18 protein-coding genes and 1 pseudogene are annotated in these 23802 nt (G+C 69.0%); 5 read left to right on the forward strand and 14 right to left on the reverse strand.

The window, feature by feature from the left end:
* Both Aple_RS51875 and Aple_RS05875 read left to right on the forward strand, forming a co-directional pair.
* Positions 1-1501: pseudogene (locus Aple_RS51875) on the forward strand (hypothetical protein); the annotation flags it as partial.
* Between the two features lie 15 nt (positions 1502-1516).
* A complete protein-coding gene (locus tag Aple_RS05875; protein ID WP_155343449.1) occupies positions 1517-2359 on the forward strand; it encodes an SDR family oxidoreductase in 843 nt (280 codons plus the stop codon).
* Here the strand turns inward: Aple_RS05875 and Aple_RS05880 are convergent, their stop codons facing one another.
* From Aple_RS05880 to Aple_RS05905, 6 genes are all read right to left on the reverse strand, one after another.
* Positions 2360-3124, reverse strand: a complete 765-nt coding sequence (locus Aple_RS05880) for an IclR family transcriptional regulator (protein ID WP_155343450.1) — start codon at positions 3122-3124, stop codon at positions 2360-2362. It lies immediately after the preceding gene.
* Positions 3121-4299 (reverse strand): LLM class flavin-dependent oxidoreductase, encoded by a 1179-nt coding sequence (locus Aple_RS05885; protein ID WP_170321305.1) that lies wholly within the window; start codon positions 4297-4299, stop codon positions 3121-3123. Before Aple_RS05885 ends, Aple_RS05880 begins: the two co-directional genes overlap by 4 nt.
* Before the next feature lie 86 nt (positions 4300-4385).
* A complete protein-coding gene (locus Aple_RS05890) occupies positions 4386-4655 on the reverse strand; it encodes a DUF6510 family protein (protein ID WP_155343452.1) in 270 nt (89 codons plus the stop codon).
* 1 nt (position 4656) lies between these two features.
* On the reverse strand, positions 4657-5370 hold the full coding sequence (locus tag Aple_RS05895; RefSeq protein ID WP_218038134.1) for a ferredoxin reductase: 714 nt from the start codon (positions 5368-5370) through the stop codon (positions 4657-4659).
* Complete coding sequence (locus tag Aple_RS05900) at positions 5370-5969, reverse strand: sulfite oxidase-like oxidoreductase (RefSeq protein WP_155343454.1); 600 nt, start codon at positions 5967-5969, stop codon at positions 5370-5372. Before Aple_RS05900 ends, Aple_RS05895 begins: the two co-directional genes overlap by 1 nt.
* A gap of 35 nt (positions 5970-6004) precedes the next feature.
* Positions 6005-6301 (reverse strand): hypothetical protein, encoded by a 297-nt coding sequence (locus Aple_RS05905; RefSeq protein ID WP_155343455.1) that lies wholly within the window; start codon positions 6299-6301, stop codon positions 6005-6007.
* Positions 6302-6777: 476 nt separating this feature from the next.
* Between Aple_RS05905 and Aple_RS05910 the strand changes: the two genes are divergently transcribed.
* Entirely contained in the window at positions 6778-6969 is a 192-nt protein-coding gene (locus Aple_RS05910; RefSeq protein WP_155343456.1) for a DUF5999 family protein, read from the forward strand.
* 27 nt (positions 6970-6996) lie between these two features.
* Here the strand turns inward: Aple_RS05910 and Aple_RS05915 are convergent, their stop codons facing one another.
* From Aple_RS05915 to Aple_RS05925, 3 genes are all read right to left on the reverse strand, one after another.
* Complete coding sequence (locus tag Aple_RS05915; protein WP_155343457.1) at positions 6997-8196, reverse strand: RNA polymerase sigma factor; 1200 nt, start codon at positions 8194-8196, stop codon at positions 6997-6999.
* Complete coding sequence (locus Aple_RS05920; RefSeq protein ID WP_155343458.1) at positions 8196-8540, reverse strand: YciI family protein; 345 nt, start codon at positions 8538-8540, stop codon at positions 8196-8198. The genes Aple_RS05915 and Aple_RS05920 overlap by 1 nt, the downstream gene beginning before the upstream one ends.
* 66 nt (positions 8541-8606) lie before the next feature.
* A complete protein-coding gene (locus Aple_RS05925; protein ID WP_155343459.1) occupies positions 8607-9971 on the reverse strand; it encodes an FAD-binding oxidoreductase in 1365 nt (454 codons plus the stop codon).
* Positions 9972-10101: 130 nt separating this feature from the next.
* On the opposite strand from Aple_RS05925, the gene Aple_RS05930 reads away from it, so the two are divergent.
* The gene (locus Aple_RS05930) at positions 10102-11622 is read left to right on the forward strand and encodes an AfsR/SARP family transcriptional regulator (protein ID WP_155343460.1); all 1521 of its coding nucleotides are present in this window, start codon (positions 10102-10104) and stop codon (positions 11620-11622) included.
* Positions 11619-13382, forward strand: coding sequence for an ATP-binding protein (locus Aple_RS05935; RefSeq protein ID WP_155343461.1), 1764 nt, complete (start codon positions 11619-11621; stop codon positions 13380-13382). Before Aple_RS05930 ends, Aple_RS05935 begins: the two co-directional genes overlap by 4 nt.
* On the opposite strand, the gene Aple_RS05940 is transcribed toward Aple_RS05935, so the two are convergent.
* The 5 genes from Aple_RS05940 to Aple_RS05960 form a co-directional block, all read right to left on the reverse strand.
* Positions 13309-13971, reverse strand: a complete 663-nt coding sequence (locus Aple_RS05940) for a SanA/YdcF family protein (RefSeq protein ID WP_155343462.1) — start codon at positions 13969-13971, stop codon at positions 13309-13311. The genes Aple_RS05935 and Aple_RS05940 overlap by 74 nt on opposite strands.
* A 10-nt stretch (positions 13972-13981) precedes the next feature.
* Complete coding sequence (locus Aple_RS05945) at positions 13982-15436, reverse strand: MFS transporter (protein WP_246264168.1); 1455 nt, start codon at positions 15434-15436, stop codon at positions 13982-13984.
* Positions 15437-15558: 122 nt separating this feature from the next.
* Complete coding sequence (locus tag Aple_RS05950) at positions 15559-16308, reverse strand: alpha/beta hydrolase family protein (protein WP_246264170.1); 750 nt, start codon at positions 16306-16308, stop codon at positions 15559-15561.
* Positions 16309-16397: 89 nt separating this feature from the next.
* A complete protein-coding gene (locus Aple_RS05955) occupies positions 16398-21605 on the reverse strand; it encodes a caspase family protein (RefSeq protein WP_155343464.1) in 5208 nt (1735 codons plus the stop codon).
* 233 nt (positions 21606-21838) lie between these two features.
* Entirely contained in the window at positions 21839-23797 is a 1959-nt protein-coding gene (locus Aple_RS05960) for an alpha/beta hydrolase (RefSeq protein WP_155343465.1), read from the reverse strand.
* Positions 23798-23802 lie beyond the last annotated feature (5 nt).

Consider the following 23802-nt stretch of genomic DNA (forward strand, 5'->3'; position numbering starts at 1 on the left):
CCCCGGCCCCCTCCTCACCCGCCGCCGCATGTGGAACGGCGGCCCCCCAGTCGGCCGCCTCCGCTCCCTCCACGTCGCCTTCGGCTTCACCTTGATCGCCACAACCCTGACCCTCGCCGACCCCCACCCCTGGCTCCTAACCGCAGAAGCCATCATCGGAGCGACCATCGTCCTGACCGTCGCCTTACCTCAGGCGGCAACCCGAAAGGACCCGGAGGCCGAGCGTGAGCGCCTCCTAACGACGTTTTGCACAACCCTCCGCTGGGCCGGACTTCTCGTTTATGGGGCCGCGCTACTCGTTCCCCTGTCCGGACCCGGCGAGCAAGCCACGCCTGGACCGCTCCCGGGCTTCGATCCGATGGTGGAGAGCGTTTTCTGGACGCAGATCGCGTTGATGGTCGTGGTCGCGATCGGTGTCGCGATACTCGCCCGGGGTCAGGAGGATGCCTCGGGCGACAACCGTTATGGGCGAGCGCTGCTGGGGCTCGCGGCGCCGGCCACCATGCTCATCGCCTGGACCTACACGGCGGCGCTGGCGATCGGCGCGGCGTTCATCGTCGCCGAGATGGTGGGAACGCCCGCGTTCTCGCGGGTCGACGTGCCTGAGGCGATCGTGCTGCCGGAGTCGTTCGCGTGGGCGCTCTACGCGGTTCCGATCGCGGTTGTCATGCTCATCGCCCTCGCGTTATGGCTCTGGCTGACCTACCGCCGGACCGCCCGCAAGATCAACGACTTGATCTCCTCCCACTACCCGCGCCCCGAACACGAGCGCGTGAGCAAAGCGTGGGCCGCCGCTGCGCTCACCGACAGGGCGCAGGCCGTGTTCGCCACGATCGCGCTGACCGCGATCGGCACCCTCGTCCTGGTCGGCGTGATCCGCACCACCCAGCTGACCATCAAACCCTGGCCTCCCCTGGTCCTGGCCGGAGCGATCATCCTGATCGTGTTCGTGATCGCCCTGATGGTGGTCGGCTACGCGGCCTACCGCCTGCCCAGCCTGCGCCGCACGGTCGGCGTGCTCTGGGACATCAGCACGTTCTGGCCCCGGGCCACCCACCCCTTCGCACCCCCCTGCTACAGCGAACGCGTGGTCCCCGAACTCATCACCCGCGTCAACCACCTCATCGCCGACGGCAACACGGTGGTCCTCTCCGGCCACAGCCAGGGCAGCGTGATCGCCGCCGCCGTCGTGCTCCAGCTCGACCCCGCCGCCCGCCCATCCACCCGCCTGCTCACCCACGGCTCTCCCCTGCGCCGCCTGTACGCCCGCTACTTCCCCACCTACTTCGACACGACCACCCTGCGCGAAGTCCAGAACGCCACCCCCTGGAACAACCTCTACCGCAACTCCGACCCCATCGGCGGCCCCGTCGCCACCGACATCGACCAGGCCGTCTGGGACCCCGTCTCCCCACCCCCGGACTCCCCCATCCGCGGCCACATCGACTACTACGTGGACGACGACTACCGCACCGCGCTGAACTCCCTCACCACCCCCTGATGCCATGATGACCTCATGGGGACGATTGTCGTAACCGGTTCCACCGGCCGCCTGGGCGGCCGGGTGGCCCGCCTCCTGGCCGCCGCCGGAGTGCCGCAACGCCTGCTGGTCCGCGACCAGTCCAGAGCGCCACACCTACCCGGCGCCACGGTGGCCACCGCGGACTACAGCGACCACACCGCCTGCCGGACCGCGCTGACCGGCGCGGACACGGTCCTGATGGTCTCCGCCGCCGAGAACGCCGACCGCCTGGCCCAGCATCGCACCTTCGTGGACGCCGCCGCCGAAGCCGGAATCGGCCACCTCGTCTACATCTCCTTCTACGGTGCGGGCCCCACGTCCACGTTCACCCTGGCCCGCGACCACTGGGCCACCGAGGAGCACATCAAAACCACCGGCCTCCCCCACACCTTCCTCCGCGACAACCTCTACGCCGACTTCATCCCGATGATGGTCGGCGCGGACGGCGTGATCCGCGGCCCCGCCGGAACCGGCCGCGCCTCCGTGGTCGCCCAGGACGACATCGCCGACGTGACCACGGCAGTGCTCCGCGATCCGGCCCCGCACACCGGCCTCACCCACGACCTGACCGGCCCCGAGGCCCTCACCCTCGCCGACATGTGCGAGATCATCACCGAGGTCACCGGCGCCCCCGTCCGCTACGAGCGGGAAACCATCGAGGAAGCCTACGCGTCACGTTCCGCCTACAACGCCCCCAGCTGGCTGGTTGACGCCTGGGTGTCCACGTACACCGCCATCGCACATGGCGAGATGGACGGGGTCAGCAGCGCCGTACCCGACATCACCGGACATCCGGCGACACCGCTGGCCGAGGTGCTCCGCCGAAGCACCACCTGATCACGCGGTCAGCGCGAACCCCAGATCCCGCGTCTCAGCCGCGAGCGTGTTCAGGATGCGCGCCCGCTGCCGCCCCGACAGCTCACCCCGCACGACCACTCCCATGGCCAGCAACTCCCCGCCCACACACCGCTCCAGCGGCACGAAAGCACACCAGAACCCCGCGATCACCTCATCCTGCTCGATGTACACCCGCCGCTTCGAACCCTCCCTGATCGTGTCCCGCAGCCCCTGCCAGTCACTGGTGGTCCGCGAGGTCAGCCGCGGGTACGGCTCCGGCGGCAGCAGCTGCGCCTGATTCGCGGGCGACAGCCGGCTCAGCAGCGCCCGCCCGCTGGCCGTCGCCCACAGCGGGTAGGTCGAATTGAACGTGGCCGTCAGCCCCGGCCGATCCCCCTCCCGGCCCGGCAGATACACGATCGGCACGTCCTGACTCCCGAGCAGCTGGGTGAGGAGCACGATCTCACCGGTGGCCCGGCTCACCCGGGCCATCGGCGCCGCCGCCGCGTTCCGCAGCCGGGAAATCCAGTGCGTCGCCATCGGCAGCGACCTCGGCCCGACCGTGAACCGCCGATCCGGGGTACGGCTGGCGTATCCCGACTCGACCAGGGTGGCCAGCATGCGCGACGCCGTACCCTGATCGACTTCCAGATGTTCGGCCACGTCGACGACCCGCACGGTGTTCGGGGCCGCGGCCACGAGCAGATCCAGAGCGGCGAGGCCGCGCCGCACCGATCGGATGTGGCCGTCGAACGACGGGCTCACACCGGCACGCCGGCGATCACGTGCTCGCCGAACAGCTGGATGGTGTCCAGCATCCGGGCGTGCTCGGTCGCACCGCCGGCCGCCATGAACACGAAGTGCTGGACGCCCAACTCGTCGCGGAGTCGCTCCACCTGCTCACCCACCTCGTCCGGGGTGCCCACCAGCATCGCTCCGGCCGCCACCATCTGCTCCAGCGTGCGCGGCACCGGACCCTCCTGGCCGGGCAGCCGCCACGCCTCGAAGAACCCGAACCCGCCGAGCCAGTCGGCCGTGATCGACATACCCTGCCGGGCGGTCTCCCACGCCTCCTCGTGCGTCCGTCCCACCGCGAGCGCCCGGCAGATCGCCACTCCCTCGCCGGGCAGGGTGGGACGGCCGTATCCGGTGGCGAGGTCGGCGTACTCCTGGATCAAGCCGCGCAGCATGTCCAGGTCGGTGGCGATGGTCACGACGGTGCTGCCCACCTTGGCCGCCCAGTCCAGCGTGGCCGCGCTCTGGGTGAGCGTGGTGAACAGCGGTGGATGCGGGGTCTGCAGCGGCTTGGGCACCACCGCGATCCGCCTGATCTCGCCGTCCTCGACCCCGGCGCCGAGCCGGGCCGAGACGGGGTGCGGCCACTCCAGTCCGGGCACCGGGATCTCGATGAACTCCCCCTTGTAGGACCACAGGTCCTCGGTCCAGGCGCGGCGCAGCACCTCGAACCACTCCTCGAAGACCCTGCGGTTGCGGGCCTCGACCTCGGCCTTGCCGCTGCCGGCCACGTTGGCGCCGTAGTGCTGGCCGAGCACGCCGACCGAGCGGTTCTGGTAGCCGCGGCTCAGCCCGATGTCGAGCCGCCCGCCGGTCATGTGGTCCGCCATCGCGATGTCCTCGGCCAGGCGGAGCGGGTTCCAGTTGGGCAGGACCAGGCCCATCTGGCCGTGGCGGAGCCGGGTCGTGTGCTGGGCCAGGTAGACGTTGAGCAGCAGCGGGTTCGGGGTGACCTGGTAGCCCTCCACCTCGAAGTGGTGCTCGGCGAGCATGAGCGAGGTCCAGCCGGACTCGTCGGCGCAGATCGCCTGCTCGCGAAGTTCGTTGATCGTCGTCTGGTAACGCTGTCGATCCAGGCCGAGCAGGCCGGTCCCGAGCTCCTCGGCACCGGCCACGGCGACTGGGTAGAACAGGGAGAACCTCATGCAAAGATCGTCAGATACCCGCATATTTTCGAGCAATGCGGGTCTTGCGCCTGGCGCAAGCCGGGGTGAATACCCTGTAAACCCTGTTAACTCCGCGGCATCGGGATGCGCAGCGAGACCGCGCCGCGCAGGTCGAGCCAGGCCGCGTCCGGGGTTCTGACCAGGCGCAGCACGACCTCCTCGCAACTGGGGCAGCGGGCGACCAGGCCGGGCTCCGGGCCGTACACCTGCAGGGCGGCGACGGGGCCCGCGGTGCCGCAGCCCGCGCAGGTGCCGATCGCGGCGGTCACGTCGACCGCGAACAGCTCGCCGAGCGGGCCCGCCAGCGCGTTGCCGTCCAGGTAGTCGATGGACATGTCAGCCTCCAGTGGGTCCGAAACGTTCGGTTCTGATGCGGCCCGGGGCGTGGCCGAGAGCGATCAGATGGTCGGCGGCGGCCTCCACGAACCCGGTCGGGCCGCAGACGTAACTGTCGATGTCCGTGGACGCTCCGGTCAGGTCGGCCTGGGTGATGCGCCCGGGCGGTCTGGCCCAGCCGTCGGGGGCTTTGCGGGTGAACAGGTACGCGATGTCCAAGCCGGGGTCGGGATTGGCCAGTTCGTCCAGGTAGAAGCGCTGATCGGGTTCCCGTACCGAATAGATCAGGCGGAACGGCGCGGAGCTGCCCGCCGCGCGGCGGGCCCGGATCATGGCCATCAGCGGCACCACGCCCGAGCCGCCCGCCACCAGCAGCACAGGCGTCGTGTGATCCGGCCGCCACACGAACCACCCGCCGACCGGCCCGCGGATCTCCACCTCGTCGCCGACCTCCAGGATCTCCAGCAGGTACGGCGAGACCTCCCCGTCGGGGACCAGCTCCACGGTCAGCTCGACCCGATCCCCCTGCTCCGGCGCGGCCACCGAGTAGCTGCGCTCGGTGCTGTACCCGTCCGGCGCGGTCAGCCGCACGTCCACGTGCTGACCGGCCAGATGCCCCGGCCAGCCCGGGATCTCGAAGACCAGCGTGCGCGCGGTGGCCGTCTCCTGGCGTATCTCGACCAGTTTGGCCACGCGCCAGGGCAGGCGCGGCATCAGTCGCCCTGGTAGCGCTGCTCGCGCCACGGGTCGCCGTAGTCGTGGTATCCGGCCGTCTCCCAGAAGCCCGGCCAGTCCTCGTTCATCAGCCGGATGCCGCGCACCCATTTCGCGGATTTCCACAGGTAAAGGTGGGGCACCAGCAGCCGCGCGGGCCCGCCGTGCCGGGGCTCGAGGTCGTCGCCGTCGTATTTGTAGGCGATCCACGCCTTGCCGTCGAGCAGGTCCTCCAGCGGCAGGTTGGTGGTGTATCCGCCGTAGGAGTAGGCCAGCGCGTATTCGGCGCCCGTCTCGACGTTCTCCAGCAGCACGTCCAGCGACACGCCCTGCCAGCCGGTGCCGAGCTTCGACCATTTCGTCACGCAGTGCAGGTCCACGGTGGGCGTCTCGGACGGCAGCGCCATCAGCTCCGGCCAGGACCACCGATGGGTCTCCCCCAGCTCGGTGTCGATCGCGAACTCCCACCGATCTAGCCCGATCCGCGGCGTCGGCCCCGCCGACAGCACCGGGAAGTCGTGGGTGAGGTACTGCCCAGGGGGAAGCTTGACGTCCCCTTCCCGCCGCCGCCCAAAGAAGCCACGCGAAACGATTCCCATGATTCCTCCCAGGACCCACGATATCCGGCCCCGCCTCAACCACCCGGTACCGCCAAGCCCACGTTGACCGTGACTTGACGCGTCTGGGATTCCCCGTGGGCGACCACGCCGTCGACGGAGATCGTGACTTGACGGGAGGCCCTGACAATGCGGCTTTCCTGGGCTGTTTCGGCCACGTGGCCGTAGCCGTAGGCCGGGAGGAGGGTAACGGGCGCGATCAGCTCGAAGGCGGCAATGCGATCACCCTGGCGACCAGTTTGGTAGATCTTATAGAATGCCAGGTCAAAGGGGTTGCAATGCCCTTGCCAGGGGTTAGACTGACATTGCGTCATCGCGCAGGATCCTTTACCTGGATACCCGGAGCCTGACCCTCGGAAGCGGGATTACGGGCGAGCCCTATGCCGTTGACAAAGAAGTACACAACTCAAACCACGCCGCAGCGGCTGGCCGATCGCCAGGCTGCACCGCGCTAGGGCGGTGAACACACCCGCCACCCCCGGTAAGGGGATGGAAAGCGCAATGAAAGCAAACTGTCAGCGCCGCGGCGCACTCTGATCTCGCGAGACCGGACGACCACCCGGAACCCGGAAAAATACCACGAAATTGTCGGTGGGGACTGGGACACTCTAGGCGAACGGATCGCTGCATACCACGAAGAGGACGTGATGAGGATGGCACAGATCAGGCTCCGGCCCCGGCCCAAGCGGCCGACCCGGCTCGCCGCTGCCGACCTCCGCACGCCATCGGGGCGCACGTTGCCCTACTGAAGACCAAACCTGGAGAGAAACACCCGAGAAGGACCAAGACCATGTGCAACCACCAGCCGCACTGCCCCTCTCCGTACGCACCCGACCGCGAGGCCGCGCACGTCACCGCCGCCCACCCGGAACAGGGCTGGAGCCTGCTGTGCAACGGCGTCATCCTGTTCGAGGACACCGGCCTGCTCATGCCGGACCGTTCCGTGATGACCCCGCACCGCGGCACCCTGGTCGCCGCGTGAACCCCGCCGCACAGGCCGCGCCATCAGTCATCGACGCGGCCTGAGGCCTGTTTCAGGCCCCGGCGCAGGAAATCGCGCCACCTCGTTCCCGGTCCTGGCCAGCGCCGCCTCGTAGGCGGCCACCGCCTCGTCGTCCCGGCCGAGACGACGCAGCAGGTTCGCCCGGACCGCGTGGAACACGTGATACCCATCAAGACCCAGCCCGTCGACGAGGCCCAGCGCCTCTCCGGGCCCGGAGACCTCCGCCACCACGACCGCCCGGTTGAGCTCAGCCACCGGCGAAGGTGCAACGACCATCAGCTGGTCGTACAGCCGGAGGATCTGCTCCCAGTCGGTCCCACCCGCATCCGTGTGCACGGCGTTGATCGCCGCCTGAATCTGGTACGGCCCCGGGCTACCCCACCGCAGGCATCGCCTGACGAGGGTCCGCCCCTCGGATATCAGCTCAGCATCCCACCGGCTCCGATCCTGCTCGGCCAGCGGCACCAGCTCGCCTCCGCGGACGCGCGCGTCCCGCCGGGCTTCGATGAGCAGCATCAGCGCCAGCAGCCCCAGGGCCTCAGGCTCGTCGGGCATGAGCTCGGCCAGCACCCGCCCCAGCCGGATCGCCTCCCCGCACAGGTCCTCCCGCACCAGGCGATCGCCTGAAGTGGCGAAATATCCCTCATTGAAGATGAGGTAGATCACCGCGAGGACCGCGCGCAACCGGTCGGGCAGATCGGCCTCGCGCGGCACCCGGTAGGGAATGCCCGCGTCCCGGATCTTGCCCTTGGCCCGGACCAGACGCTGCGCCATCGTCGGCTCCGGCACCTGGAACGCGTGCGCGATCTCCCCCGTGGTGAGCCCGCCCAGCAAGCGCAGCGTCAGCGCCACCTGAGCCGCCGTGCCCAGCGCCGGATGGCAGCAGATGAAGATCAGGCGAAGCCGTTCGTCGCGCACCGCGCCCTCCTCCACGTGCTCGGCCTCGGCGTTCAGCAGGGCGGCATGCGCGTGCTTGGCGTCCCTGGCGGCCTCCCTGCGCAGCCGGTCCACGGCCCGGTTCCGCGCGGTGACGATGATCCATCCGGCCGGGCTGGGCGGCACGCCGCTCTCCGGCCAGAGCCGTACGGCCGCCGCGAACGCGTCCTGGACCGCTTCCTCGGCGATGTCGAGGTCGCCGAAGACGCGGGCCAGGACGGCCACCGCGCGGCCGTACTCGCCCCGGAAGATCCGGTCGATGTCGTGCATCAGCCCTCGTGGACGGGGCGCACCTCGATCGGCAGCGTGGTGATCCGGCCGAGCTTGCCGGCCCAGACGAGCGCCGCGTCCAGATCCTCGGCCCGGATCACCGTGAAGCCCCCCAGGTGCTCCTTGCCCTCGACATACGGGCCGTCGGTGAGGAGCAGGTCGCCGTCCTTCGCCCGGACCACGGTGGCGGTGCTCGCCGGGTGGAGCGCTCCGGTGAAGACCCACGCCCCCTCGTCCCGCAGTTCCTGGTTCCACTCCTCGACCTCGCGCATGATCGCTTGCAGGTCGACGTCGGGCGGCGGGTCCCCGTCGGGCTGGTAGACGCTGAGCAGATACTGCTTCATCTCTGATCCCTCCTCGTTCAGCTTCTCACCCCCTATACGAACGGCCCGCGCCCGGATCGACACCGGTCAGCCGAGAACCGGGTGGTTGCTGCGGAAGACGCCCTGGGGGTCGCGGCGGCGCTTGATGTCGCGCAGGCGGTCGAGGGTTTCGGCGGGGAAGGCGGCTTCGGCGGGGGCGTCGTGGCTGAGCAGGGTGAAGGGGCGGCGGCCGCTCAGGGATGGGGCGACCGCGCGGGCGACCGCGTGCTGGCGTTCCTGGATCGGGCCGGCGAGTTCGGGGAAGGGCAGGATGCCGAGCATGAACAGCAGGTAGGGCTCGGTCAGGTGGCCGCAGGCGCCGTCGGTGGGGGCCGGGCGGCTGAGGGCGCCGCCCAGGTGGCGTACCTGGAGGACGGCCAGGGGGGCGACGGTGCCGGGGCCGGCGGCGGCCAGCAGCGCGGTGGCGGTCTCCTCGTCGAAGCGGGTGAGGAGTTCGGTGTGCTGCAGGGCGGAGGTGGGCTCGGTGGGCTCGGCGCAGATGTCGCCGAGGTCGGCGATGTTCACCTGGCCGCGGGTGTCCATGATCACGCCGGGGATGCGGTCGAAGGCGGCGAGCAGATCGGCGGCCTCCGCGGTGGCGCCCAGGTAGGTGGCGTCGACGGCGACGGCGGACAGGCCGCGCAGGAAGTCGGGCAGTTCGGGGAAGGGCGGGAACTGGATCAGCGAGAACCAGGTGGTCAGCTCCTCGGGGGCGGTGGCGGTGACCTCGCGGAAGGCCGCCATGACCTCCTGGGCGCGGGCGGCCGGCCAGAGGATGCGCCCGCCGTACAGCTCCGGGGCCGGGAACAGGTCGAACTCGACGCTCGTGACCAGGGCGAAGTCACCGCCGCCGCCGCGCAGCGCCCAGAACAGGTCGGGGTCGGAGTCGGCGGTGACCCGCTGCGGCACGCCGTCGGCGTCGACGACCTCGAAGGCGTGCACGTTGTTGGCGGCGAAGCCGTGCTTGCGGCCGAACCAGCTGAGGCCGCCGCCGAGGGTGAAGCCGGTGGTGCTCACATGGGTGGTGCTGCCGGCCAGGCCGGTCAGCTGGTGCTTGGCGGACTGGGCGAGCACGTCGCCCCAGAGCGCGCCCGACCCGACCTTCGCCCGCCGCTGATCCGGAAATATCTGGATATCGGAGAGGTTCTTGGTCCGCACCAGGATCGCGTCGTCGAAGCTCGCGGGGGCGTGGCCCAGCGGCTGGGTGGCGAGGCCGATCCCGGCCTCGCGGGCGTATCCGACCAGCGCGGCCACGTCGGCGGCGTCGGCCACCTCGACGACCGCCTTGACCCGCTGCTCGACCGCCGAGTCCCAGGGCGTCCTCGCGTCGTCGAAGCCGGAGTCGCCGCTGACGAGCACCCGCCCGCGCACGGCACGGCGCAGATCGGACCGGAGGGCGCTGAAGTCGTTCATGGTTCTCCCCTGAAAAGGTCTTTTGTGATGACTTCAGGGTGCGTGGGAGCGTTTGCAGGCTTCCTGGAGGCGACTTGGACACTGTCCAAGCCACTTCCAAGCCGTTCGCGGCGGGCCGTACGCTTCATCCATGAATCCGCTGGAGTTCCAACTTTTCGGCCCTTTTGAGGTGGGTACGGCCGACGGCGAGCGCCTCGATCTGGGGCCCCGCAAGCAGCGCGCCGTGCTGGCCCTGCTGGCGTTGGAGCCCGGGCGGATCGTGTCCATGGACCGGCTCATCGACGAGCTGTGGGCGGACACGGCTCCCGCGAGTGTGATCGGAACGCTCCAGGCGTACATCTCGCACCTGCGCCGCGTGCTGGAACCCGGCCGCGCCCCGCGGACCCCGCCCACGATCCTGCTCACCCGCGAGCCCGGCTACCTGCTCGCGGTCGAACCGGAACAGATCGATCTGGTCCGTTTCACCGCCGGGACCGAGCAGGGCCGCCAGGCCCTGTCCCGCAAGGCGTACGGCGAGGCGCTGGACGCCCTGGACCGCGCGCTGGCCATCTGGCGCGGCGAACCGCTGGCCGAATTCTCCGCCTACGGCTTCGCCCAGCCGGTGATCGCCCGGATGACCGAACTGCACGCCTCGGCGACCGAGGACCGGTTCGAGGCGCGGCTGGCCCTCGGCCACACCGGCTCGTCGATCGCCGACCTGGAGCGCCTGGTCGAGGCGCACCCCTACCGGGAACGGCTGTGGGGCCTGCTGGCGCTGGCGCTGTACCGGGCCGGGCGGCAGGCCGACGCGCTGGCCGCGCTGCGGCGGGCGCGGGCCCGGCTGGCCGATGACCTCGGTCTGGAGCCGGGTCCGGAGCTGCGCCGGGTGGAGCAGGCGGTCTTCGACCAGTCGGTGACCCTGGAGGCGCCACCGCCGCCGAAGGTCGTCACCGCCGGCCTGATCGCCAGGGAACCCCAGCTGCGCCGGATCGCCGACCGGCTGGCGGAGGCCGGCCGCGGCCAGGGCGGCGTGCTGCTGGTCGCCGGGGAGGCCGGCATCGGCAAGACCCGGCTGGCGCAGGCCGCCGCCGACGCCGCCGGGATGCGCGTGGTGTGGGGGCGCTGCGTGGAAGCCGACGCGGCGCCCGCGTTCTGGCCCTGGCTGCAGGCCCTGCGCGCGCTCGGCGAGCGGGCCGCCGACACGGTCAGGCGGCTCTCCTCCGGCTCAGGCGACCCGGCGGCCGACCCCGACGTGGCCCTGTTCGACCTGCACGAACGGGTGCTCGGCACGCTCGCCGCCGAGCCCGTCATGGTCGTCCTCGACGACCTGCATTCGGCCGACGCCGCCTCGCTGCGGCTGCTCAGGTACGCCGCCAGGGAGCTGCACCGCAGGCCGATGCTGGTGCTGGCCACGCTCCGCCCGGAACCCGGCCGCGAACCGGAGCAGCTGGCCGACACGCTGGCCGCGCTGGCCCGCGAACCCGGCACGGAACGCCTCCGGCTGCCCCCGTTCAGCCCGCGCGACGTGGCGGCCTACCTGGGCGGCGCCGACCCCGCCCTGGCCGAGGCGCTCTACCGGCGGACCGGCGGCAACCCCTTCTACCTGGGCGAGCTGCTGCGCCTGCTGACGGCGAGCGCCTCGACCAGGTCCCGGAAACGGTCCGCGACGTGATCTCCCGCCGGGTGGCCCGGCTGCCGGAACCCACCCAGGACCTGCTCAGGACCGCCTCCGTGCTCGGGCGGGACGTCCGGCTCGACGTGCTCGCGGCGGCGTCGGCCACTTCGGCCGAGGACGTCATGGCGCGGCTGGCCCCGGCCGTGGTCACCGGCCTGCTTGCCGAGACCCCCGACGGTTTCGACTACCGGTTCTCGCACGTGCTGGTCTGCGACGCGCTGTACGCCGGGCTGGACCGGCTGGCGAAGGCCAGGCTGCACCTGCGGGCGGGTGAGGCGCTGGAATCGACCGGCGGCGAGACCGCCCCGCTTCCGGTGCTCGCCCACCATTTCGCCCTGGCCGCCCGGGTCGGCGGGGCGGCCAGGGCGGTCTCCTACGCGGCGCGCGCCGCCCGGCAGGCCACCGCCCAGCTGGCCTTCGACGAGGCGGTCGAACTGTGGCAGCAGGCGCTCGCCGCGTACGGGCCGGGCGACCCGGCCGAACGCTGCGCGCTGCTGATCGAACTGGGCCGGGCCCGCCGGGCCACCGGCGACGTCACCGGCGCGCACGCCACCCTGGCCGAGGCCATCGACCTGGCCGCCGGGATCGGCGACCGGACCGCGATGGCCGAGGCCGCGATGGTGTTCGGCGGGGTCACGGTGTGGAACTGGCGCTTCTACGGCACCGTCGACGACCGGATGGTGGCCGTCCTGGAGGACCTGCTGGCCGGGGAGCTGCCGGACGAGCAGCGGGCCGCGCTGCTCGGCACGCTCAGCCTCGAACTGCACTACAGCCCGCGCCGCGCCGAAGGCGAACGCCACGCCGCCGCGGCCGTCGAGCTCGCCCGGCGCAGCGGCGACGTCGCGCTGCGGGCCAGAACCCTGAACAACTACATGAACGCCGCCTGGGTGCCCGGCGCCGGACGCGACCGGCTGGCCGCGGCCGAGGAGATGATCGCCCTCCCCGGGCTCCCCCGGTCCGCCGAGCTGGTCGCCCGGATCATGCGCATGACGGCGCTGCTGGAACTCGCGGAGGTGGCCGAATGGCGCGCGGAGCTGGCCCGGTGCCGCCGCCTGACCGCCGAGGTGCACCAGCCCGACCTGGTGGCCATGGTGTGGCTGGCCGAATCCACCCGGGCCGCGATGGCCGGGGAGTGGGCCGAGTCGGAGCGGCTCACCGGCGAGTACGGCCGGCTGCTGAGCCGGACCACCATGTGGGGGCTGGAAGACTGCCGGCTGGCCACCCTGTTCACCAGCCGCCGGGCGCGGGGCCAGGCCGGGGAGATGGCCGCCGACCTGGTGGCCACCGCCGAGCAGCCGGTGCACGCGCCGATGCGGCCGCTCGCCGTGCTGGCCACCGTCGACGCCGGTGACGAGGCCGCGGCCCGGCGGCTGACCGGGCGCTGGGCGGGCTGGCAGCCCTCCGACTGGAGCACCCGCTTCGTCACGGCGGGCTGGGGCATGGTCGCCGCCCGGCTCGGCGCGCCCGACCCCAAGGTCATGTACGAGCTGCTGCTGCCGCACGCCGACGAGCTGGTGGTGATGGGCAGCCAGGTCGTCTGCTGGGGCGCGACCCACCAGATCCTGGCCGAACTGGCCGACGTGCTCGGCGACCACGACCTGGCCCGCGACCACGCGAAACAGGCTCTCACCGCGCACGAGCGCCTGGGCCTCGCCGCGCTGACGACTCCGCGGACGTACGCGCTCAGCCAGACGCGAGTGCCTGGTCCAGCGAGGTCTCGTAGCGGCCGAGGAACTGGGGGTCCGAGCGCAGGATGACGGCGTCCAGGAAGCCCTTGCCCGAAGCGAGGAACTCGCGGGCCGCGTAGACGTAGGTGGTGCCGCGGAACGTGCGGGTGGAGTCGTCGCCCACGCCGTACGCCTCCAGGCCCGCCGTGCGGCACAGGGTCACCGCCCGGGGCAGGTGGAAACTCTGGGTGACGACCGTCACCGCGCTCGCCCCGAAGATCTTCTTCGCGCGGACGCAGGAGTCCCAGGTGTCGAAGCCCGCGTAGTCGAGCACGATCTTGTCCTGGGGCACGCCTTTGGCGATCAGGTAGTCGCGCATGACGGTCGGCTCGTCGTACGCCTTGATGTGGTTGTCGCCGGAGACGAGGATGGCCTTGATCTTGCCCTGGGCGTACAGCGTGGTGGCGATGTCGAGCCGGGAGCCCAGCATCGGCGTCGGATTGTCGCCCCAGATGCCCGCGCCGAGCACCAGCGCCACCGGCGCGGCGGGCACGCGCTCGACCCAGTCGCCGCTGACCGCGTCCGTCCGGTACGGCGAACTCACCAGCCACGCCCAGGTCATGGGAGCGATCGCCAGCACGCTCAACCCCACCGCCACCTGGAAAGCTAATCGCTTCATAACTGTGATGTTAGAGAGAACCGGGACCGAAGAGGTCGTAAAGGGCCACCAGGAGGGCGGCCAGCACGAACATGGTCGAGGTCAGCATGCCGAGCTGGAACGCGGCCGCCCAATCGCCGCCGGAGCCGGCGAGGTGGGCGAAGAACACCGCGCCGACGGTGGCGATGCCGGCCGCGCCGCCGATCCGCTGACCGGTCTGCAGCACGCCGCCCGCGCTGCCCGCGCGGATCACCGGCACCTGGCTGAGCGTCAGCGTCTGGTTCGGCGTGATCACCAGGCCGCTGCCCAGGCCCGCCAGCAGGAGCGGGCCCGCCGTCGCCCAGCCCACGTGCGGGCCGGGCACCTGGTGCACGGCCAGCATCGTGCCCACCAGGCCCACCGCCACCATCAGCAGCCCGCCCGCGACCATGGCCCGCCCTAACCGGAGCACCAGCCGGCCGCCGACGGCCGCCGTGAGCGCGGAACCGAGCGCGAACGGGGTCGAGGCGACGCCCGCGAGCAGCGCCGAATAGTGCAGCCCGTTCTGGAGGAAGAGCGTGAAGGTGAAGAAGATCGCGGTGAATCCGGCGAAGTAGCTCAGCGAGAGCAGCGCGCCGAGCCGGTACTCGCGGATGCGGAACAGGTCCATGTGGACCAGCGGCTCGATCCCTTTCGCGGCGCGGCGCTCCCAGCGCACGAACACCACGATCAGCAGCAGCCCCACGGGTTCGAGCAGCCATTTCTGCCACCCTGGCCACATACGTTCCTGCAGGAAGGGCAGCAGGATGAGCATCACGGCCGTGCCGAGCACCAGGGTTCCCACCGGGTCGAACCCGCGCTGCCTCGCCTCGGCGGCCGGTTTCGCGATCGGGTGACGCGCGGGCAGCAGCCGCCGCGCCAGCACCAGCGCGGCCAGCCCGATCGGCAGGTTCACGTAGAACACCCACCGCCACCCGTCCGCCGGGCCGAACACCTGGATCAGCACCCCTCCGAGCAGCGGCCCCACCGCCGTCGACAGCCCGATCACCGCCCCCTGCATCCCGAACGCGCGCCCCCGCTCGGCCCCGGCGAACAACTCCTGAATGAACCCGGAAACCTGCGGCATCATGATCCCGCCCGCCACGCCCTGTACCAGCCGCGCGACCACCAGCCACCACTCATGCTGCGCCGCCCCCGCCGCCGCACTGGTCACCGTGAACAGCGCCACCCCGATCATGAACACGCCCCGCCTGCTACGCGCGTCCCCCAGCCGCCCCGCCGGAACCAGGGCCAGCCCAAAGGTGAGCGCATACCCCGACAACACCCACTGCAACGCGCTGTCCGAGGCATGCAAGGTCGCCTGAATCGACGGCAACGCCACATTGACGATGCTGATATCCAGCAACGTCATGAACCCCGCCACCAGGCAAACCGTCAACGCCCGCCACCGCCGGGGGTCCTGCCCCGGCTCGTACGCATCCCGCGGGCCAGCGGGTGGACTACTCACATCAACGCCTTCAGGTTGATCACTTCCACCCACCTTGCCCAGAACCAACCCCTACGCCGCAGCGCCGCAGCCCTCACGGGGGTGGTCGTGGTGATTCCCGTCCTCGTCTTTTACCTTCGAGATCACAGTCCCGCTGCGATTGCGGCGCCTGTCTCCCTCGCCGTCAGATAAGGGCGGACATCGTGGGCGTGCGAACCGTTGTGGACGAGTTGGTCCGAGAGCGCTTCGCCGAAAAACGGGGCCAGCCCCTTGGATAGGGCGACAGCATCTCCTTGGTCGGCGATATTGACCCAGTTCTTCACGCTGGTCGGCCAGAAGCCCTGGCCACTCGCCGGTTTGGGTTCCAGGCGGTCGAAGATCAGACCACGGATTCCGAGTGGCGAACCGAGCGTTACCAATGTCACGTCACGGGCTTGGGAGCTCTCGTGGAGTGCCTCGTAGGCGACGACCGAGCCAAGCGAGTGGGCGACCACGACTCTGGTCACCGCGCTGATTTCAGCATTCACCCGGGCGCGGGCCTGCGCACGGATTCGAGGGTCATTGAGATAGAGGCGGACCTGGCGGGCGCTGAGAACTAGCAGATGCTCGGCGAGCCCGGCGAAGAAGGTCGAATGGCTGAGTGCGTTGAGGGCTCGCTGGAGGATATCCGGGGTTCGCATCCGGGTGGCGTCGCCGGGTCCGGGAACCGCGGGTTCCAGAACAGCCGCAGCCTTCCACCAGCCGAGGATCAGGTCGCGTTCGTCGTCCGTGAGATCGGTGGCGTCCAGAGGAACGCTGCCGACGGCTCTGGCGCCGGATTTACGGAACAGGTCTCCGTAGAAACCCATGACGACCTCGTCCCGACCGACGGCCGCGTGCCCGGCCCTGGCCAAGCCGTCCAGCAGGGCCGGATACCAGCTTTCGAGCAGGGTGTGGGAACCCTTTGTTTGTTGTGCGATTCCGTGTACGCAAACGATCCTGCTCACAGATCCCCTTTGATGTTCTTCACTGTGGTGACGTCGAGATCGAGGGCAAGCACGCCCATCTGGGTGGCTACGAATATGCGGCCGTCGGCGGTCATCACCATCTCCATGACGCTCGCCCCGATGTCCGCCTCGGCGAGCAGGGATTGGTCGGCCAGATTCCAGGCTCTCAGCAACCCGAGGCTGTCGGCGACGGTCGCGACAGGGACGCCGGAGATCTGCGCGCAGGAGATGGATCTGATTGAGCCCGCATGCCGCGAGAAAGGAAAGTCGAGGCGTTCACCAGTACTCAGATTCCAGAGCAGAACGACACCGTTGACGTCTCCACTGACCACCACATCCACGCCCAGAACTTTCTCAGCCGCCAAGGTGACGACGGGATAATCGTGCCCGGTGAGCGGATTTCCCTCCGGCCTGCCGGTGGGAAAGTCCCAGATTCGGATGGTGCCATCGGCGCCGCCGGACACGATGCGACAATATCCCGCGTTCTGATTCACCGTCAGCGCCTGCACAGCGCCCCTATGGCCAGTAATCATCGGAGCGAGAGGGGCGAGAGTTATCGGACTCCACGCGTAGATGGCCCCGTCCGTGTCTCCAGTGATCACGACTGACTGATTGTTCGCCTGCCCCGTCCACAAGGTATTCGCAGAAGCGAGATGGCTTGTGAACACCCCTACTCGCTCACGCGAAGAAAGGTCCCAGACATTGATGTTCGTGCCGCTGGGCAGGATTGCCAACTGCGCCTGCTCCCCTGATACCAGGGCGACTGAGAGGCCGAGGTCGGTCAGCAAATGGGGCGCGACCTGTTCGCCTGTGTCAGCATCGTATGTTCGCAGGGCTCGTTCGCCGTCAAGACTGACAACCACTTGCCGCTCCCCTACCGAACCCACATCTAGGCTCATCACGGGGAGATTTCGCGTACTGAGGGGTTCACCCACCGGCGACGAAGTCAGAATATCCCACACACGTTCGGTGTACGAGGTGGTGATCACGGCGACCGGCCTGTCCAACGACGTACCCAAAGACAGACTCTGGATACTCGCCGGTCCAGCCCGGAAAGGCGATCCATAGGAGACGCCAGTGTCCAGATCCCAGAACATCGCGGTATTGGAATCTTCCGCCGCCACGATCACACGACCGTTGTGTTCATACAACCGAGCAACAAACGCTCCTTCGTAATCGAGAAGCGCCGTGCCGATCTCGGCACCGGAGATCAGCTCGCAGGCTACTATCGCGCCGTCGTGCCGGACTTTGAGAGCGAGTGCACTACCGCGAGCAAACCCTACTCCGATCAAACTATAGCGCGGCGGCCAGTCTTCCGGTATCAGTGCGGCCAACTGCTCTGGCGCGGCTCCCGTGTCGGCAATTTTCCACAGATACGCGCAGGAATGCGAGGAAGCGACCAGAATCCTTAGCCGTCCGCGATCGCGATCGGCGACGACGATGTGTTCTACGCCTCCCAGATGCCCCTCAAGAGGAAGGCCGATCAGCCTGCCAGTATCGATGTCCCAGAGTCGCACAGTCCCGTCGTTGCTACCACTGATGACGATATTCACCTCACCAAGACGCGTTAGCGCCAAGGCTGTGATCGTGTTCGTGTGTCCACGTAACGGTTCCCCATGCGGGGTTCCGGTCGGTGTGTTCCACACCCGGACCGTGCCGTCGGTCTCGCCGGTGGCCGCGACCATTCGGCCGTCCATCTCACCGACCGCGACGACCACCACCGAATCGGAATGGCCTTCCAACGGGCGTCCCAACTCCTGCCGTTCTTGGAGATCCCAGAGACGGGCCGTCCAGTCCCGGCTACCGGTGATGACGACAGGCCGGCCATCCAGCAACCCCACCGAGGATGAGCACACGACTCCGATGTGGCCGGATGATGGCCGATCCGCTGTCAGATCCCAGATACGAGCGGAGCCGTCGTCACCAGCGGTGACCGCGATAGGGCGATGGTTGCGAACATCGAGGACTGCTCCCTTGAGGTATCCGCTGTGCCCAGAAAGGCCTTGACCCTGCTGCCGCCGACTTCGTAGCTCCCAAAGGCGAGCGTTGGTATTTCCGCATGTCAACACAATGGGGATGCCGTTCACTTCGCCGAACGCGATAGTGTTCACACCTCCGAACCGCCAGTCCACATGGGCGGCGATAGGCTCTCCCAGCTGCTGACGGCTGGTCAAATCCCAGACGTTCACCTGGCCCAGGCCATCCCCGCTGACGGCCACCACACGTTCGTCGAGCACACCGATGGCGACCGCGTTCACAGCACCGGAGTGTCCGCTCAGCTCTTCGGCCACAGGCCGAGCCATGTCGCTGAGGTCCCAAACCTGAACCCGGCGATCTGTGCCACCGGTCACGGCGATGGGGTGTCCGTCCAGCATGCCCAGAGCGACGGCTTTGACCGTACCCCGATGCGCGATCAGCGGGGATCCGATTTGCTGGCGAGTCTCCAGATCCCACAGCCTGGTCGTGCCGTCGTCACTCCCGGTGACGGCGACGTAACGATCCCCGATCTTGGCCATCTCCACGGCGACGACCGAGTTGGTGTGTCCACGCAACGCGGGGCCAACTTCCGTGGCCGCCGAGAGATCCCAGACGCGAACGGTCCCATCAATGTCCCCGGTCAGCGCAACCGTATAGTCCGCAAGCTCGCCGACAGCGATGGCCTGAACGGATCTGTGGCCCCCCAAGGGCTTGCCGATCTGCTGTTGAGTGACGATGTCCCAGATTCTGGCGGTGCCATCGTCGCTGCCCGTGACGGCGATGGCACGATCGTCGAGGTCACCGATTGCCACGCAGAGCACGGCGGATGTGTGACCTCTCAATTGCCGGTGCGCCCCCGTGGCAGACCACCAAGCCCACCGGGCGGACACGGGAAGCGCCAAACGAAGGGCGCCGACCCGGTCGGCCAGTTCGTCCGCCCCGCATCGCCGGGCCGACAGCTGAAGTTCCGCCGCTCGCATCTCCAGGGGACGATCACCGGTGAGCTGGTGGGCGATCTGCTCGTACGCGCTGCGAATAGCCTGCGCCCGCTGGTCCCCTTGCAGGGTAGGGATCGCCCGCAGCATGGCGAGTCGATCGCAGGCCAGCAGAAAGCTCGGATCCGCGATCAATCCGTCGAGTAGTTCGGCCGCAGCGGCATGGGTGGGCAGATGGCCACGGATGTACGGGTGAGCCGCGAACCAGTCTCGTCTTCCCGCCACGATGGGGATGGCCTCCACGAGCCCTTCCACGATCATCGCCTGGATCTCCCGTTGCCTGCCGGTACTCACCCGTAGATGTTCGGCGAGCGACTGATGGTAAAGGCGGTAGACGGACCGGCCTCCGTCCACAACTTCGGCCACGTACGCGGACGCGGCGGTCAGAGTCTCCGCGACATCGGCTTCGGAACACTCGAAGCCCGACAGCCGGGTCGCCAGCAAGGTCCAGATCTGACCTCGGGGCAGCCCTTGGCCCTCGGCAAAGGCCAGCGGCACGAGCATGCGGCGAACCTTCGCCTCGTCGGCTTCGAAACGGGCGAGAAAGTCGTCGAAGGCCTCGCCGATCTCGCTCGGCAACTGCTCCATCCAGCCGGGTTTGGTGACATCGACAGCCAGCGTTTGCCGCCGCAGCGATCGTGCCGTCATTCGAGCGACGAGAAAGACTCCAGCGGCTCTGCGCGCGACGCCCTCGCCCACCTGGCGGGCCAAATCGGGGCGCGTGCGATAGGGGGTGAGCACGTCCGGCTCGTCGCTGGCCTGCAAGACCCGCCGGACGTACCCGGCCACGTCGTGATCGTCACGAAACTCCGGACTGTCAAGATCGAGCACGGTGGGAGCGGTGCCCAGGCTCGGCACCAGTTCCCTTCGGGTACCGATCAGCAGCCGCACTCCGTGGATCTCCGAGAGCGGTCGCAGGAACTCCCTCGCGATCCGCCGGGGCTCCCCACGGCCACCCGAATCCACCAGCGTGCCCGAGCCGGCCTCGTCCAGGGCATCCACGACGATGACAATCGGCGGGGCGTTCCGATCTCGGCGGCTGAACTCCTGAAGCAGGGTGGCCGGGGAGTCGGTTTCGACACCCGCCGCCGGCGCGATCCTCGCGACGATCTCCTCCAGCCGCTTGTGCCGAGCATGCACCGCGACCGTGACCAGGCTCTCCGGTACGACGACGGCGAGATCGATGTCCGAAACATCGAGCCTCGCGCGATACACCGGATCGGAGAGAGCGACAATTCGCCCCAGAACCGCAGATTTACCGCACCCCGGATTGCCGGTAACGACACGCCCGCCCCCATCGGCGTCCCGGGCGGTCATCCACGCGACCAGCTCGGTGAGAACTCTCGTGCGCCCGCTGAAGTACAGTCCTTGCTCCGACTCGAACTCCACTCCCCTGGAGCGAGGACCGAAATGCTCAAGAATATCTCTCGCGGCGACTCTGAGCTGGATCTCCAGATCAGTGCCCAATGCGGGAAGGCCCTCATGATAGTTCTCATTGGGCAGGAAAGGGGCGAGACCCGACACCAAGCCGCTCGCGAGTTCGGCGCGCTGACCTAACTGCTCCGCGGCGAAGACATCATTGATCGCCTTCACCAGCTCCGTGAGGTCCAGATACCGTTGCCGCTGCCCCGTACGCTCGGCCGCCGAGGCCAGCGCGATTTCGAATGCCGTCACGAATGCGCCATCCATCGCCTCATCTTTGCGTCGCGCGGACGCGAGAAACCACAGCCCCGACGAATCTGCCGCCGTGTGCTGCCGGGCGAGGGACTGGAGAGCGGTCATCATGCTGTCGGCGTTGCCCGCTCCGGCCATGCAACAGTCCAGGATGACGAGCAGGTGCCGCAACCCGCTCGCCCTCCGGCACAGCACCCGAACGAGATCCTCGGTCGGCAGCCCCGTGGCTACCAGGTCATCCGGCCTGGTGTCCCAGCACATCAGGTGGTGGCGATCGTACGGTTCGGCGACCCCGTGCCCGGCGAAATAGACGACCACAACGTCGTTCGCGTTGAGCCCGACATCGTCGGACCAGTGGCTCAGCGTCTGTCTCACCTGGGCCGCGCTGGCATATTCCCCGAGCCCCGGCAGCACCGCCTGGTAACCGATGCTCTCGAAACGATCGCGCATGGCGGCGAGATCGGAGGAGACCCGGTGGAGTTGGTCCGCCTCTTCCAGGTGCAGGTATCGACCTGTTCCGAAGCCGAGAAAGAACCTACGTCCAAGATCTTGGCTCAAGATGTTCGCCTACCTGTCGACGAGCGCGAAGCGGTACTCCAGACAAAATAATGCTGATCATATTGATTTGCACCGCCAAGTTGGGGATCCTGCGGTGCGTTGCTGTCGCACTGTTACGCGCGAAAGCCATGCGAAGATCTCAATCTGGGCAATAGGCCCAAAAGCATGCAACCATCGCGGGAGCCACTGCTAATTCGTAGTCGCTACGTCAAAGAGATATTTCGCCAAGAGCATCACGACGCCGTCGCGACGACCGGCTTACCGCTGGCGGATCCGATGAGGCTGATCACCGCGTTGGGCTCGTAGTCGTCGTACGCCACGGTGACCGCCGCCGTCAAGCCTTGCTTGTCGACGACCTCGAGTGTCGCGGTGACGTGGCCGGTTTCGCGGTTCCATTTGCCCGAGCCTGAGACCTTCACGTCGGTGGTCCAGCGAACGTTCCGGAACGTGAGCGTGTAGACAGGACCGTCGCCGTCCGTGTGGAATGTTCCGCCGCGGAGGCCGGTGCCGCGGTCGGCGGAGATGTAGTACCACTGCCAGATCGCGTCCTCGACGACGGCCGCGCCGATGGTGGCCAGGCGGAGCGCGGGTGTGCCGGCCTGGTTCCCGGGGGCGGGGACGGCAGGGACGGCTTGGGCGCGCTTTGTGGGGAACGCCCCGACCAGGCGGATTTCGGGGGTCTCGGCTGCGCAGGAAGCGTCGAGGGGCTGCGCGGGGTGGCGGATGAACGTGCGTACCAGGCCTTCGGCGCAGCCGACGTAGTCGAGGAGCGCGGAGACGTGGATCATGTTGTTGACCTGGATCCACTGGGCGTGTGGGCCCATGTGCTGGGCGGCCCGTTCACCGTCGGCGGGAGTGGTGAGGGAGTCGAGTTCGCCGGAGAGGACGAGGACGGGAAGGGACGGAGGTGCGAGCGGGGCGCCGGAGACGATGGGTGGGTCGTCTGTGGTGGGTTTCGGCCAGTTCAGGCAGGAGTCGAATTCCTCGGCGCCGCTGGTCGTCCATTCTTCGACGGTGAAGGGGGCGAACATGTCCTCGGGGAGGGCGGCGACGGCCTGCTGGTATTGGGCGGCGCGGTCGCCGGTGTAGGCGAACGGCTGGGGGTAGTCGTTGCAGAAGACGGCGGAGTAGAGGCCGGCGGAGAATTCGGCGGCGGGGCCGGAATCCTCGTCGGGGAAGATCGTCCGGGCGGTTAGGCGGAGGATCGGCTGCTTGTCGCCCCGGTCGAGATAGGCGCGGATCGCGGGGTCCAGTTCGCGGTAGACGCCGCTGTCGGGTCCGGCGGCGAGGACGAGCTGGATCATGGTGTCGACGTTCACGGTGGCCTGGACCGCCGTACCGTCCGGGTCTCGGGTCTCGCCCGTGAACGGGGCGGCGCGGACGGCCGAGACCATCTCCTCGATGGTCGCCCATCCGCCGCAACCCGTGGAGCGGGCGCAGGCCAGGTCGAACGCGGTCCGGGCGGTTTTGATCGCGTCCGGGTAGAACGGGTCGGCGTCCAGGACCGGATAGGCCGCGTCCAGGATCACCGAGCGGAGTTTCGGGGCGTAACGCGAGGTGAAGACCTGGGCGAAGTAGGTGCCGTAGGAGTCGCCGTACAGGTCGACGCGGCCGGGGGCCAGCAGGTCGAGCAGGCGGGCGATGTCGCGGGCGGCGTTGGCCGTGGTGTAGAGGTCGCTGCCGCGGACGTACGAGCCGTCGGGCCGCTGCCGGGTGTGGTTGAGACGGCGGCCGCAGGCACCGACGGCGTCGATGTAGGCCTGGTTGCCGTCGGCGGTGGTCGCGTTCTGCAACTGGGGGCAGCGGACCGGGTCGGAGCGGCCGGTTCCGCGCAGGTCGGCGATCAAAACATTCCGGGTCCTGGTCAGCGGGCCGAGCATGTCCAGGTAGTAGTCGCGGGAGGCCGTCGAGGAGTATCCGGGGCCGCCCTCGACCGCCAGCACGGTCCCCCGGGCGTTCCCGGTCGCGGGAAACCACTCGAAATACAGAGCGGTGGTCCCGGCGTCGGGGTCGGTGTACGAGAACGGCACCTGGACGGTCGCGCACCAGGCCAGCGCCGAGGTCTCGCACGGTTCCAGGGTCAGCGACCCGACCTTGATCGGCACGCGCGCGGCCGCCTGCGCGGGCGGGGCCGCGGCGCCGAAGCCGACGACGAAAGCCACGATGATCGCGACCGCACGCAAGGGGGACATACCTC

It is taken from the genome of Acrocarpospora pleiomorpha, assembly GCF_009687885.1.
GTDB classification, from domain to species: Bacteria; Actinomycetota; Actinomycetes; order Streptosporangiales; family Streptosporangiaceae; genus Acrocarpospora; species Acrocarpospora pleiomorpha.

Coding starts and splice junctions, on each gene's coding strand:
- Aple_RS05875 (WP_155343449.1), top strand. CDS start 1,517: ATGGGGACGATTGTCGTAACCGGTTCCACCGGCCGCCTGGGCGGCCGG.
- Aple_RS05885 (WP_170321305.1), bottom strand. CDS start 4,299: ATGAGGTTCTCCCTGTTCTACCCAGTCGCCGTGGCCGGTGCCGAGGAG.
- Aple_RS05890 (WP_155343452.1), bottom strand. CDS start 4,655: ATGTCCATCGACTACCTGGACGGCAACGCGCTGGCGGGCCCGCTCGGC.
- Aple_RS05895 (WP_218038134.1), bottom strand. CDS start 5,370: ATGCCGCGCCTGCCCTGGCGCGTGGCCAAACTGGTCGAGATACGCCAG.
- Aple_RS05900 (WP_155343454.1), bottom strand. CDS start 5,969: ATGGGAATCGTTTCGCGTGGCTTCTTTGGGCGGCGGCGGGAAGGGGAC.
- Aple_RS05905 (WP_155343455.1), bottom strand. CDS start 6,301: ATGACGCAATGTCAGTCTAACCCCTGGCAAGGGCATTGCAACCCCTTT.
- Aple_RS05910 (WP_155343456.1), top strand. CDS start 6,778: ATGTGCAACCACCAGCCGCACTGCCCCTCTCCGTACGCACCCGACCGC.
- Aple_RS05915 (WP_155343457.1), bottom strand. CDS start 8,196: ATGCACGACATCGACCGGATCTTCCGGGGCGAGTACGGCCGCGCGGTG.
- Aple_RS05920 (WP_155343458.1), bottom strand. CDS start 8,540: ATGAAGCAGTATCTGCTCAGCGTCTACCAGCCCGACGGGGACCCGCCG.
- Aple_RS05925 (WP_155343459.1), bottom strand. CDS start 9,971: ATGAACGACTTCAGCGCCCTCCGGTCCGATCTGCGCCGTGCCGTGCGC.
- Aple_RS05930 (WP_155343460.1), top strand. CDS start 10,102: ATGAATCCGCTGGAGTTCCAACTTTTCGGCCCTTTTGAGGTGGGTACG.
- Aple_RS05940 (WP_155343462.1), bottom strand. CDS start 13,971: ATGAAGCGATTAGCTTTCCAGGTGGCGGTGGGGTTGAGCGTGCTGGCG.
- Aple_RS05960 (WP_155343465.1), bottom strand. CDS start 23,797: ATGTCCCCCTTGCGTGCGGTCGCGATCATCGTGGCTTTCGTCGTCGGC.